At 60.0% G+C, this 13448-nt stretch carries 12 protein-coding genes; 5 read left to right on the forward strand and 7 right to left on the reverse strand.

The genetic code is table 11. The features are described from left to right. The first annotated feature begins 6 nt into the window (after positions 1-6). The 3 genes from D1012_RS09125 to D1012_RS09135 are packed head-to-tail and all read left to right on the forward strand — an operon-like array spanning position 7 to position 3222. Positions 7-1005 (forward strand): ABC transporter ATP-binding protein, encoded by a 999-nt coding sequence (locus tag D1012_RS09125; protein ID WP_118151354.1) that lies wholly within the window; start codon positions 7-9, stop codon positions 1003-1005. Then, entirely contained in the window at positions 1002-1772 is a 771-nt protein-coding gene (locus D1012_RS09130; protein WP_118151356.1) for an L-iditol 2-dehydrogenase, read from the forward strand. The genes D1012_RS09125 and D1012_RS09130 overlap by 4 nt, the downstream gene beginning before the upstream one ends. Before the next feature lies 1 nt (position 1773). Beyond that, positions 1774-3222 (forward strand): mannitol dehydrogenase family protein, encoded by a 1449-nt coding sequence (locus D1012_RS09135; RefSeq protein ID WP_118151358.1) that lies wholly within the window; start codon positions 1774-1776, stop codon positions 3220-3222. Here the strand turns inward: D1012_RS09135 and D1012_RS09140 are convergent. From D1012_RS09140 to cysQ, 6 genes are all read right to left on the reverse strand, one after another. Continuing rightward, a complete protein-coding gene (locus D1012_RS09140) occupies positions 3207-4625 on the reverse strand; it encodes a nodulation protein NodH (protein WP_118151808.1) in 1419 nt (472 codons plus the stop codon). The two genes, D1012_RS09135 and D1012_RS09140, sit on opposite strands and share 16 nt — an antisense overlap. Positions 4626-4633: 8 nt before the next feature. Then, a complete protein-coding gene (locus D1012_RS09145; protein ID WP_118151360.1) occupies positions 4634-6331 on the reverse strand; it encodes a DUF5927 domain-containing protein in 1698 nt (565 codons plus the stop codon). 13 nt (positions 6332-6344) lie between these two features. Next, complete coding sequence (locus tag D1012_RS09150; protein ID WP_118151362.1) at positions 6345-7355, reverse strand: glycosyltransferase family 2 protein; 1011 nt, start codon at positions 7353-7355, stop codon at positions 6345-6347. A 180-nt stretch (positions 7356-7535) separates the two neighbouring features. Next, on the reverse strand, positions 7536-8582 hold the full coding sequence (locus tag D1012_RS09155; protein WP_233517069.1) for a glycosyltransferase family 2 protein: 1047 nt from the start codon (positions 8580-8582) through the stop codon (positions 7536-7538). Between the two features lie 9 nt (positions 8583-8591). Then, a complete protein-coding gene (galU, locus tag D1012_RS09160; RefSeq protein WP_118151364.1) occupies positions 8592-9485 on the reverse strand; it encodes a UTP--glucose-1-phosphate uridylyltransferase GalU in 894 nt (297 codons plus the stop codon). Positions 9486-9624: 139 nt separating this feature from the next. Next, positions 9625-10434 (reverse strand): 3'(2'),5'-bisphosphate nucleotidase CysQ, encoded by an 810-nt coding sequence (cysQ, locus tag D1012_RS09165; protein ID WP_118151366.1) that lies wholly within the window; start codon positions 10432-10434, stop codon positions 9625-9627. Between the two features lie 143 nt (positions 10435-10577). Between cysQ and D1012_RS09170 the strand changes: the two genes are divergently transcribed. After that, complete coding sequence (locus tag D1012_RS09170) at positions 10578-11399, forward strand: ABC transporter permease (RefSeq protein ID WP_118151368.1); 822 nt, start codon at positions 10578-10580, stop codon at positions 11397-11399. Continuing rightward, positions 11396-12001: a COG3650 family protein gene (locus D1012_RS09175; RefSeq protein WP_118151370.1), complete on the forward strand. Its 606-nt coding sequence runs from the start codon at positions 11396-11398 to the stop codon at positions 11999-12001. The genes D1012_RS09170 and D1012_RS09175 overlap by 4 nt, the downstream gene beginning before the upstream one ends. 45 nt (positions 12002-12046) lie before the next feature. Here D1012_RS09175 and D1012_RS09180 read toward each other — a convergent pair whose 3' ends face one another. After that, complete coding sequence (locus D1012_RS09180; protein WP_118151371.1) at positions 12047-13168, reverse strand: baeRF11 domain-containing protein; 1122 nt, start codon at positions 13166-13168, stop codon at positions 12047-12049. Between the last annotated feature and the right edge of the window lie 280 nt (positions 13169-13448).

The raw sequence follows: 13448 nt of genomic DNA on the forward strand, positions 1-13448 counted from the left end.
AAAATCATGGGCAAGATAACTCTCAATCAAGTGCGCAAGTCCTTTGGCGAGGTAGATGTCATTCCCGGCATCGACCTGTCGGTCGAAGACGGCGAGTTCGTGGTCTTTGTCGGCCCCTCGGGCTGCGGCAAATCCACCCTGTTGCGGCTGATTGCCGGGTTGGAAGATACCTCCGGCGGCATCATCTCGATTGACGGCATGGATGCCACCGACCTGCCCCCCGCCAAACGGCGGCTGGCGATGGTGTTCCAGTCTTACGCGCTCTACCCGCATATGTCGGTGCGTAAGAACATCGCCTTTCCGCTGAAGATGGCCGGGATGGACCCGGCCGAGCAGGAGAAGCGGGTAAGCCACGCCGCAAAAATCCTGAACCTCGGGGCTTACCTCGACCGCCGCCCCGGCCAGTTGTCAGGCGGGCAGCGGCAGCGGGTGGCGATTGGCCGCGCGATTGTGCGCGAACCGGCGGCGTTTCTGTTCGACGAACCGCTGTCGAACCTCGATGCCGCGCTGCGGGTGTCGATGCGGCAAGAGATCAGCGAACTGCACCAGACCCTGAAGACCACGATGATCTATGTGACCCATGATCAGGTCGAGGCGATGACCATGGCCGACAAGATCGTGGTGCTGAACGCAGGCCGTATCGAACAGGTCGGCAGCCCGATGGAATTGTACCGCAGCCCCGCCAACCTGTTCGTGGCGGGCTTTATCGGCAGCCCCAAAATGAACCTGATCGACGGGGCCGAGGCGGATAAGCATGGCGCCACCACCATCGGCATCCGGCCCGAACATATCGACATCGGCGGCGATGGTCCGTGGGAAGGGGTGGTGGGTCTGTCCGAACATCTTGGCTCGGACACTTTTCTCAAGGTCAACGCGGGCACGCTTGGCACGCTGACCGTGCGCGCCAGTGGCGAGGTGATGATGCACCACGGCGACAGCATCCGCATGTCCCCACAGCCGGGCAAGATCCTGCGCTTTGGCGCCGATGGAAAGGCAATGGCATGAGATTGCAAGGAAAGACCGCCCTGATCACCGGGGCCGCACGGGGCATCGGGCTGGAGTTTGCCCGCGCTTACATTGCCGAAGGCGCGAGGGTGGCTCTGGCCGACATCAACGCCGAGGCGGTGGCGCAGGCAGCAGAAAGCCTCGGCCCGCAGGCGATGGCGGTGCAGATGGATGTGACGCGGCAGGACAGCATCGACGCGGGCTTTGCAGCGGCAATTGCCGGGATGGGCAAGCTGGACATTCTGATCAACAACGCGGCCCTGTTCAACGCTGCGCCGATTGCCGAGATCAGCCGGGCCGATTATGAACATCTGTTCGCCGTGAATGTCTCCGGCACGCTGTTCTGCACTCAGGCCGCCGCCCGCCACATGATCGCGCGCGGGCAGGGCGGCACCATCATCAACATGGCGTCGCAGGCAGGGCGGCGCGGGGAGTCGCTGGTGGCGGTGTATTGTGCCAGCAAGGCCGCCGTGATTTCGCTGACCCAGAGCGCGGGGCTGAACCTGATTTCCCACGGCATCAACGTCAACGCCATCGCGCCCGGTGTGGTGGATGGCGAACATTGGGACGGGGTGGATGCCTTCTTTGCGAAATATGAAGGCAAAGCGCCGGGGCAGAAAAAACACGAAGTGGGGGGCGCGGTGCCGTTTGGCCGGATGGGCACAGCCGCTGATCTGACCGGAATGGCGGTTTTCCTCGCCACTGATGAGGCAAACTACATCGTCGCCCAGTGCTTTGGCGTCGATGGCGGAAACTGGATGGCTTGAGATGAACACCAAAGCTTCCCCCGTCGCCATGCCCGCCTATGACCGCCACAGCCTGACGCACGGCATCGTGCATATCGGTCTGGGCAACTTTCACCGCGCGCATATGGCAGTGTATCTGGACGATCTGATGACCATGGGACTGGCACAGGATTGGGCCATTCTGGGCGCCGGGGTGCGGATCGGCGATGCCCGGATGCGCGATGCGATGCTGGCGCAGGATTGCCTGTCGACGATCATCGAGCTGGACCCAAAGGGCAGAACTGCACGTCGGGTCGGTGCGATGACCGGGTTTATCGAAGTGCAGCCGGACAATGCCGCACTGATCGCCGCGATGACCGACCCCGCCATCCGCATTGTCAGCCTGACCGTGACCGAAGGCGGGTATTTCATCAACGCGGCCACAGGTCAGTTCGATCCTGATGCCGCAGAGATCATCCATGATGCCGCCAATCCTGCCGCGCCTCAGACCGCTTTTGGTGCACTTCTTGCCGCGCTCAGGGCGCGCAAAGCAGCGGGTATCGCTCCGTTTACGGTGATGAGCTGTGATAACCTGCCCGGCAATGGTCACGTCACGCAATCGGCCATTGTGGGTCTTGCCCGTCTGTCGGACCCCGGCTTTGCGGATTGGGTGCAGGCCAATGTCGCCTTTCCCAACGGTATGGTAGACCGCATTACCCCTGCCACCGGCCCGCGAGAGCGCGCGATGGCGGCAGAGTTCGGCCTTGGCGATGACCCGGTTCCCGTGACCTGCGAGCCGTTTCGTCAATGGGTGCTGGAAGATCATTTCCCGATGGGCCGCCCCGCGCTGGAGCAGGTCGGGGTGACGTTTACCGATGATGTCCACGCCTATGAGGCGATGAAGATCCGTATTCTGAACGGGGGCCATGCCACCATCGCCTATCCCGGCGGGCTGATGGATATTGAATACGTGCATGAGGCGATGGCCGATCCGCTGATCAGCGGGTTTCTGGACAAGGTCGAGCGCGAAGAGATCATTCCTTACGTCGCGCCGGTACCCGATACCGATCTGGGCGACTATTACAGCCTGATCCGCGAGCGGTTTAGCAACCCAGAGGTGGCCGATACCGAACGCCGCCTGTGTTTTGACGGATCGAACCGCCAGCCGAAATTCATCATCCCATCGCTGCGCGATGCTCTTGCTGCGGGGGCAAAGATTGACGGTCTGGCGCTGGTGTCGGCGCTGTGGTGCCGGTACTGCGCAGGCACAACCGACAGCGGTGCGGTGATCGAACCCAACGACCCGGATTGGGGCAACCTGCAGACTCTGGCACTGGCGGCCAGGTCCGACCCTTCGGCGTGGATCGGTCAGAAAGCGATTTACGGCGACACCGGGCAAGACCCGCGCTTTGCCGCCGCCTTTGCCTTAGCGCTGGCTTCACTGTGGGCAGATGGCACGGCGAAAACTCTGACGCGCTATCTGAGCAGCTGACCCTGCCAATCCGAAAAGCCAAATGCCACATAGTCGCGCGCGTAAGCCTCGCGCGCGACGGCCTCAACCTCAGCATCGTAGATTTCGGCCAGTAGGGTGAAATCATGTACGGACGCAGGGGGCACGGCGGGGGGCTCTTGCCCAACCTCTGCCGCCAGAAAGGCAAGCCCTTCTGCCAGACGCTCCTCCCGCAGCACGATATCGGGGCCCTGAAACGTGGCAAAGCCCTGCAGCACCGCCGCCTGGCTGGCCCAATGTGCATCGACACGGGCGCTGGTCTGGCCCGACAGGTTCAGCTTTATCCATTTCAGAAACCCGATGAACCCGGCGCGATGCGACGCCACATCGGCATAATCCTTGCCCGGTGCTGGCAGGTCCAGCTTGTGGATCTTGACCAGCTGCTCGCGGATCTGGCCAAACCCTCCCATCAGGATCTGACTGCAGAACGCATCATGCGCCCGTGCCACCGGATGACCCAGAACGGTAAACGACCGATGGCCCACCCGCGCCTTTTTCCACTGCCGCAGCGACTTTTGCGTAAAGTCGCTCTCAACCGCGCCAAAGCGTTGCAGCCAGCCGGTCACCTGCGCCACCGGGCCACCCCGGACCGGCATATAGAGCAAGCCCGCCGTGCGCGCCGCGATAAACTGCGGCACCATCGGCGCGCGGCGGGGCTCAAAATTCGGGGTCCGCGCCAGATTGAACCGGTCTAGCCGGGCCAACCCCCGTTCCATCTCGTCCGGGTTCAGCACCTTTTGCGCGATCTCTTCCGGGTTTTGCTTTTTCAGACTGCCATCAAGCCCAGCCAGCCCCTCGGCCCCCAGAAACGCGGCCAGCCCGTTCAGCACGTCCAGATCATTGATGTCTTCGTAATCAATGTAGAACGCGGTCTGCCCGCTGACTTGCAGGGCGTACATCAGCTGTACCTGAAACTCTTGCAGCGATGCGACATGCGTCTCAAACTCGGCCGCATCAAAGCGGACCTGCGCAGTTTTCAGGTTCTTCGCATTGGTCAGCTTCCATTGCCCGGTCTGCTGCGCGATTTTCCAGCTGACGTAGCTTTCAACCGGATTGCGGGTCAGGATGATTTTCGCACAACGCGGATCGTCAAGCACCGGCTGCAAAACGCGCGGATCGTGATCGTGAAAATAGCGAAAGCCCGCCAGCCCGGTGGTTTGCACCCGCATGGCGCGGATCAGCGCAATCGGGTCAGCCTCACGATCCGCCAGGTTGTATCCGAACAAGGTCAGCTGATCTTTCTTGCCAATGAAATACGGGTTGAACACTTCCCCGTGGCAGGTGACGCCCGGCATTGCATTCAGATTGGATTCGAGAAAATTCGACCCCGTCCGCATTTCCGCGAACATCACGAAACTGTCAAACCGCCCACGCCCGTCCTTCATCAGCTCAATCATTTCACCAGATAGGGGCGCCCGCGGCGCGTGGATTTGGGGGTCGGGTCATCTCCGACCGGGAAATCACCCATCAGCACCGGCTGCATCCCTTGATTGCGCAGATTTTGCAAGAACTGGCCAAATCCGGTCAGGTCCGCCATGCGCGGCGCCTCGCTCAGCCGGCGGCCCTGACGCGGGCCGATCTCGTCGATGATGGTCTGCAAGGGCTCCATCGGGTTTTCGATGAAATCGGCCAGCGACCACACCCGCACCCGCGCCTTGGTATAGGGCGAGCGCAGAACATTCAGAAACTCCTGCTCGATCTTTTGCAAACGCGCCGCCTCGCGCCGGATATCGCCAAAGTTCTGGTTGGAATGGAACAAGGGCACCGCCCAGCCGCCCGAGATCACCGAGATCTGCGCATTGCCGTCGAGCGTCAGGAACCAGTTCAATTCCTGGGTATCAGCCGGGCCGAACTGAAAGCACTGGCGTTCGCCCCGCGTGTTCCAGATCAGGCTGGTGAGAAAGCTTTTCGGGTTATAGTCGCGCACCTTTGCACTGTCGCACAAAGCGCCGTTATAGACCGTTTCCCCCCCGGCAAAATGCACACGGTCCGGCGCAAACAAATGGCCATGCACCCGGGTTCCGCTGGCCTTTGACAGCCAGATTTCAAAGTTCTCAAACACATCGGCAAAGCCGCAGAACACCGAATAGGGCCCTGCCGTGCGCCCGTTTTCAAAGTTCTCATTCGGAAACCGGCTTTGCATATATAGGCCCGGCCGCCCCTTTGTCCGCCGTTCCACCGCTTTGGCGAACAAGCGGTCAATCTTGCCGGGATTCGGCTCGGCGGCGGCTTGGCGGCTGCGGTCATCTGACAGAAACGCGGCATAAAGCTTGACCGCATCGGGCCAGATCTTGCGGGCGACAAAGCAATCTGACCGCCGCAAGAGCTGCAGGTGATCGTCGTAAAAGATATGCGGCTTGCCCTGAAAATCGAATTTTGACAGCGTCAGCGACCGGCTTTCCACCGTGCTGGAGACCTGACGCACCAGAGTCTGGAAATAGCTTTCATCGGGAATCCAGACCTTTTGGAAATAGCGGTCGATCTTGCCGCGCTCGGGGTGTTCCAGAATGGCCGACAGGGTCTGCCGGGTCAGGCACCACCATTGGCTGCCCAGATGCGGTACCAGTTCGGCAGGAATTTTGCGCCGGAAGCCGACCATGCGCTGCAGTTTGACATAGGTATCAAACCACCACTTCTGTTTGCGCCAGCTGAACGGAAAGCGCAGCGTAAACCGCTCGAAATCCAGCCCCCCGATGGTCCAGCCGACATCTTCGGTGGTGACGCTTTCGATGAAATCGGTCTTTGGCCGCTCATCCAGATAGGCGCGCAACTCTTCGACCGGGCGCAGGGGCAGGCAGGAACCGGAGGCGAGGTAGACGTGACGAACCTGCGGAAAATCGCGCAACATGACCGTGGCGGCTTCCTGGCTGGCGGCAACAATGCCCCATGTGCCCCATTCACAGGCGTGGCGGCCCGAAAACCGCACATTGGGCAGATCGGCCAGATCAGCGACCAGCTGGCCATAGGGCTTTGCTCCGACCCGGCGATCAACGTGAATGACAACGGGACAATCCCGCACAGCCCAGTGGCGCGCGACCTGAGCAGCACGATCCAATGCCGTGTGGCACAGCATCACAAAGCCGACCGTCATGCCACCAAACCCCTCACGCCCAGTTTCCTTTGGACATCAGACCCAAAATCTCCAGCTGGCGCCAGTTGATATATTTCTCGCTCCACTTGCACCACACCTCGGGGTGGTTGGACAGCCCCTCCTGATAGGCCTTGTATTCCGCACTTGCGGCGTAATGTTGGCCGCGCGTCAGCTCTTCAACGGCTTTGGCGGCGAATGTGTCGAGAAACTTGGCGTGCAGCAGCACGCCAGAGGCCTTTTCGCCGCCCCACTCATCAAAGGCAAGGTTCAGCCCGCGCGGCAGCATCATGTGGGTAGAGCTGATATAGGCATAGGAGCGATGCCATTTCACTAGCGGAATCTTGTTGAGCGCCGGCGCCTTTTTCGGTGTCTCGTCAAAAAAGATGCGTGTGCGCGGGCCACCCTGAATCCACAGATTGCCATAGGCGCGGTTGCGGCTGATCTGATAATTGCCGCTGTCAAACCACTGCGCAATCTCGAACGGATCTTGTCCCTCACGATACGCCTGATCGGTGATCGGTCCTTTGGGATACATATCCAGCAGCATCGCCGCAAAGGTGCGGATCTGCGTTGTGTCCAGCCAGTCGGTCAGCGCCCGGATCGGCCGGGTTTCGCAGAACGGGTAGACAAAAAATTCATCCGGGTCGACCGTCAGGCACCAGTGGCCATGACCATACCGGCGCAGCAGATGGCTCAGCCAGTCCATGCCAAAGCGGCTTTTCTTATAGCTCGCCCCGGTTTGCCAGAGTGACACATCGGGCTGATCACGAAGATACTCCAGCGAGCCATCGGTGGAGCCATTATCGACCATGAAAAAGTGGTTCACGCCCAGATCACGATAGTAGCGCAGAAAATAGGGCAGCCGGATCTTTTCGTTGCGCAGCGTGGTAAAGGCAAAGATCGCATCTTCGGCTTGCCCGGCAGAGCGGTCGGCCACCAGCGTCATGTCACGCCGGCTGAGCCACGCCCGGATCAGCAAGCGCCTGCGGTGCCAACGTAGCCGATATGACGACAGCAAACCCAAGATCGAGACCCGTTCCCTGACTACTCGAAGATCACAACAGCAAACGCGGATTAAAGAAAGCTGACCGCGCGTGTCTGCTTCCCCTCATTTGCCTGCATTCCGACCACCACGCTAGCTAATTGATGCCAAATAGTAAACAATTTCACCCGACTGGCATGCGCCTGCCACGGTGCCGCGGCGTCAGATCCAGCCACCCCGTGACATCAGCCCCAGCGACTCCAGCCGTCGCCATCCGGTCAGACGCTCGGACGTGGGGCAGCGCAGGACCGGATCGGCAATGACGGTATCATAGTATCCGTCGTACAAGGCAGAATTGGCGAAATGCTGGCGGCGGGCCTTTTCCTCGGCAGATTTGCTGATGATCTCAGGCAGGAATTTCGTGTGCAGCAAGAGACCCGAAATCTGCTCGCCCCCATCCGTGGCATAGACCGCGTTCATCCGGGGCGGCAGCATGGAATGGGTGGAGTTGACATAGGCAAAGCGTCGGTCCCACCGCACCAGGGGGATTTTGTTGAGCGTCGGCGCCCGGCGTGGCTCATCCGTGAAAAACAAGCGGGCGCGGGGGCCGCCCTGTATCCACAGATTGCCCATACGCTCCTGCACTTGCACCACGTAATTCCCCGGATCGAACCAGCGCAGCACCGACAGAGGGTCATCGCCGGGCGCGATCTGCGCTTGTGAGAGCGCGCCATCAGGGTAGAGGTCCAGCATCATTGTTCCCAACGCCGCCAGCCCCTGATCGTTCAGCCAGCTGGTCAGAGCGGGCAGGTTGCGGGTTTCCCAATAGGGGTAGATCAGCAGCTCGTCGGCATCGAGCGTCAGGCACCAATGGCCATGGCCGTACCGCATCTGCAGCCATGTCACCCAATCGATACCAAAGCGCGACAGCTTGTAACTGGCCTTTGTGTGCCAAAGCGACACATCCGGCTGGGCGGCCAGATAGTCGGCTGTGCCGTCATCACTGTCATTGTCGACGATCAGGAAATGATCGACACCCAGCTTCCGGTGATGACTCAGAAAATGCGGAAGCCGCAGCACCTCATTCCGGACCGTCATGAAACACAGGATGTCACCGGATTGAATGGTTCCGCTGCGGTCTATCTCCCCGCGCAGCGCGTGACGGCTGCGAAAGGATCGCCACAGATGTCGCCTGCGCCTGATGCGCAGGCCATAGGCCCGCCCAGCCGCAGACAAAAGCGCCAACAGCGTCTGGACAGGGCCTTTCACCGCCAAGCCTTATTGGGCGGCTTTCTGAAGCGCGACCATATCGTTCAGATAGGCCCCGAATTCATCGCGCAGATCAGGGCGCGCCAGACCAAAGGCAACCGTAGCCTGCAGGAACCCGGCCTTGGAACCGCAATCATAGCGCTGCCCCCGGAAGCGGTAGCCATAGACCTTGCTCTTGCCGATTTCCTCGGCAATCGCGTCGGTCAGCTGAATCTCACCGCCAACACCTTGCTTGATCTTGTTCAGGTTGGTCAGCACGTCCGGCGACAGGATATAGCGCCCGATCACCGCCAGATTCGACGGCGCGGTGCCTACGGGTGGCTTTTCCACCATGCCCTTGGCCTCGACGATCGAGCCCATGTCATTGCCGATGTCCAGCACGCCATAGGATGAGGCCTTTTCCGGGGCCACTTCCATCGCCGCCACCATGTTGCCGCCGGTTTCGGCATAAGCCTCGACCATCTGTTGCAAACAGGGTTTTTCTGCCGCGATCACGTCATCGGGCAGCAGCACGGCAAAGGGTTCGTTGCCGATCAGCCGGCGCGCGCACCAGACCGCATGCCCCAGCCCTTGCGGCCGGTTCTGGCGGATATAGGCAATCGCCCCGCTGTCCATGTTGGTGTCTTTCAACACCTCCAGCAACTGGTCCTTGCCCGCTTTGCGCAGAGCCGATTCCAGTTCGGGGGCGACGTCAAAGTAATCTTCCAGCGCGGATTTGCCACGGCTGGTCACAAAGATGAATTCCTTGATCCCCGCCGCCCGCGCTTCGTCGATTGCGTACTGGATCAGAGGGCGGTCAACCAGCGTCATGATCTCTTTCGGGATCGACTTGGTTGCGGGCAAAAATCGTGTCCCAAGACCTGCGACCGGAAAGACCGCTTTCGAAACCTTCTTATGCTTCATCCCACTCACTCTATTTTATTGGCCCGTTGTGCCAACGGTCCGTTTAAAACTTTATACAACAAACAATGTTCCAAAGAATGGCAAAACTATGGTCGACTGATCCCATCGGCGCACTGACGCCGAAGGGGTCAGCCCGATCCTACGCTTTTGCCCCGTCTTTGTGCAACACCACGCCAGGGGCGTAGGCAATAAAGAACGGATTATCCCAGCCGGGTTTGCCATAGGCCAGCGGCGAATGGTCATCGAACCGCACGACATGACCACCTGCACCGCGCAGAACGGCATCTCCGGCAGCGGTGTCCCATTCCATTGTGCGGCCCAGCCGTGGGTAAAGATCGGCCTCGCCGGTGGCGACCAGACAGAATTTCAGACTGCTGCCAGCGCTGGTCATGTCCCTGACGCTGTAGCGCGCGATATAGGCGTCGGTCGCTGCATCGCGATGCGATTTTGACGCCACCACCATCAACGCCGCATTGTCTGGTGTCGCCACCGAAAGCGGGGTGATCGCCCCAGCTACATCCTTGGCAAACGGCCCGGCCTCTTCTACCGCCTGACCGTCGGGCTGCGTGTAGAACAGCCGGCGCTTGGCGGGTGCATAGACCACGCCGCGCAACGGCACACCGTTTTCGACATAGGCAATGTTAACGGTAAAATCGCCGCGCCGCTGCACAAATTCCTTGGTGCCGTCCAGCGGATCGACGATCAGAAACGTGCTTGCGGTCAGGCTATGGCTGTCAGCCTGTTCTTCGGTGATCAGGGTCACATCAGGATAGGCTGCCCGCAATCCGGCCGAGATAATGGCATCTGCCGCCTCATCCGCCTCTGTCACCGGGCTGGCATCGCTTTTCGATTTTACATCGAAATCCGGCCCCTCATAGACGGCCATGATCTTGTCACCCGCCTCCAGTGCCAGACGTCGCATCAGCTGTGTCAGATGGTCAAAATCCACGTCGCCTCCAATTTCATGCCTGCCTGGGCACGACAGTTGCTTAAAGATCAAGCTGGCCTTATCATTGCCGCAAAGGAAACATCAAGATTTCCTGTGGCATGGTAATGGGTTCCCGCTGAAACCCTCAAGAGGACTGGGCAGAAATGTTCCGACCCGTGGTCAGAAAAACACCGGCGCGCAGCGCATTGGCGATGCTTGAGCTGATTTTTCATGCCACCGTCCGGTCAATCCGGCGGACGCATGGCAATGCTGTCATCGGCCTGCTGCTGAACATCATGCAAACGGTCATGCTGGTGGTGGTGTTTTACATCATGTTCGACCTGCTGGGACTGCGCGGAAATGCAGTTCGCGGCGATTTCCTGCTGTATGTGATGTCAGGCATCTTCATGTTCATGACCCACACAAAGGCGCTGGGGGCTGTTGTCGGCTCTGATGGTCCGACCTCGGCAATGATGAAACACTCGCCGATGAACCCGATCATCGCCATTGCCGCCGCCGCCCTTGGCTGTCTTTACACCCAGATCCTGTCAGCCGGGGTTGTGCTGTTCATCTATCATGCCGCCTTTACCCCGATCACCCTTTTCGATCCTGTCGGCACCTTTGCCATGTTGTTGCTTGCTTGGGGCACAGGCGTTGCAATCGGCATGGTGTTTAAGGCAGCACTGCCATGGCAGCCAGAGTTTTTTGGTATTGTCTCAACGCTTTACCAGCGGGCAAACATGATTGCATCGGGCAAGATGTTTCTTGCCAACGCGATGCCGACCTACATTCTGGCCTATTTTGACTGGAATCCGCTGTTCCATGTGATTGATCAGGCCCGCGGCTTCATCTTTCTGAACTACAACCCGCATTACAGTTCGATCCGGTATCCCGTGACGATCATGATCATCTGCGTGGTGATCGGGCTGATGGGTGAGTTCTTCACCCGCAAACACGCATCCAGCAGTTGGGGGGCCAAGCGATGACCCGCGGTTTCGTGTTTTTCCTGATGGGGCTTTGGCCCACGCTGACCTTGGGCCAAAACCTTCCGGCCAGCTATTCGGTCAGGGGTGTTGCGGCCAGTGATGTGCTGAACATCCGTGCAGAACCGTCGGCCAAGGCCGGGATCATGGGTGAAATCGGCCCTTATAGCATGAACATCGAGGTGCTGGCGCTGTCGCCTGATGGCAAATGGGGCAAGGTTGGGGTGCCAGAAGGCAATGGCTGGGTGTCGATGGCCTACCTGGAGGTGATCGAGCCGATGGACCCTTTTCTGGTGCCGCGCCCGCTGTCGTGCATGGGAACAGAGCCGTTCTGGTCGGTCAGCCTGTATCCGCGCGGGGCGGAGTATAATTCGCCAGATACCGGCGCGGTGCCGATGGCCGTCACGCATGAAGCCGTGGCGACGCAAGGTTTTCTGATCCAGCTGGAAGAGGGACCAACGCTGCACCGTACGCTGGTCGTCACGCGCGAAGCCTGTTCTGACGGCATGTCTGACCGGGCCTTTGGCTTTGTCACCCGGATGTTTACAGAGGCCCCCGATGGCAATGACGTGCTGCACGGATGCTGCACACTGGACCATCGTTGATATTCACCAGGGGCCGGAAACCCGACCCCTGATTTTTTTAGATCACTACAGCGCGTAACGCAAAATAGCGGCGAGTGATCCGTTGCCGGGGATGTCCCCCTGACGCACCGCAACCACTGAACCGCCGGACGCAATTACGCGCCCTGCGATTTCGTCAACGATGCCAAGGTTGGCCGCTGTCGACTCTTCGGCAAAGCTCACAGCGCCGGTGGTTTCGTCCACCGACCCCGGCACAACACCGTCGATGTCAACCAGCAGGGTCTCCACGGCACCAAAGGTTGCAGCCTTGGCAACATCTGACACATCTGTAAGCGCCCGGCCTTCGCCGGTCAGAGAGTCAAAGCGCTCGTGCAGCACCGAAATCGCCTTTGCCTGCAACGCATCAAGGACCGGGCGCGCCTCGGTCGCCAGTTCCGCAGGCGTCATCCGCACCGGGCTGGTCTTGATCGCCTCATCCGCGACCGTGTCATGGGTTGTCACGGAGCGGAACATTGACAACAGCGGGTCGGTGGCAGCCAGAATCAGCGGCTGGTCCCGGCCGGCCAGCACCGGGCGCAGGGCATCGTCGATCTTTCGGCAATAGGCGCGGAGCAGCATATTCTGTCCTTCAGCGCCGCCAATCCGCTTGGAATAGCTGCGCGAATTCACATTCGATGTTCCGCTGGCCGAAGCCGCATCCTTCGGCATGTCGGGCACGCGCACCTCTTGTGGCGGCAGATCGGCAAACACCTCGATCAGCCGCACTTCGTTTTCGGCCAGCGCCAGCACAAAGGCATGGTTTTGTCCCGAGACCGAGCGCAGCAGCGGCTTGATGAAATAACGGTCCCCGACCTGCACCATTTCGGTCAGATGGTTCGGCAGACGAAAGGTGCGCAGCCGGTCGGGGCTGACAAAGATCGCCAGGCTATTGGCCTGTTTTGACCAGAAATCATCGTCATCCAGCAGGTCATTGACCTGTTCGGAAATCGGCCAGATCGTGCGCTTTGCAGTGCCGACAGCCTCCAGCTGCGCCTCAGCATCTTTCAGCAGGTTCCCCAACGTGGTGCGCGCCTGACCAATGTGCTGTGTTTCCGGTGTGGTCGGAATGAAGAAAGACACCAGCGCATCCCCCCTCGCCGCAATCAGCCTGTCGATTTGCGCCTTGGTCGGAATGTCCACATAAAGCATCAGCACGTCCTTTTTCTTTGAAACTGTCACAAGACAACGCCCGCCAGCGGTGCAGGTTCCCCCGTGCCCAGCAGGACGGCCTGCGGCAGTTTGGCGCAATGAAGTGCAACGGATGTGAAAAATTCGCAACACAGGGCGCAGTGACCCCGTTGCAGGCAAAATGACCGCCACCTATATACAGCACGCAACGGTAACCCGGTATGAACCGGTTTCACCGCACGCTCCATGGGCAAGGGTGCCGCATCGGGCCCGCGCCAAGACCATCGCCTGTAGAAAGGGA

It is taken from the genome of Pseudotabrizicola alkalilacus, assembly GCF_003443995.1.
Lineage (GTDB): Bacteria > Pseudomonadota > Alphaproteobacteria > Rhodobacterales > Rhodobacteraceae > Pseudotabrizicola > Pseudotabrizicola alkalilacus.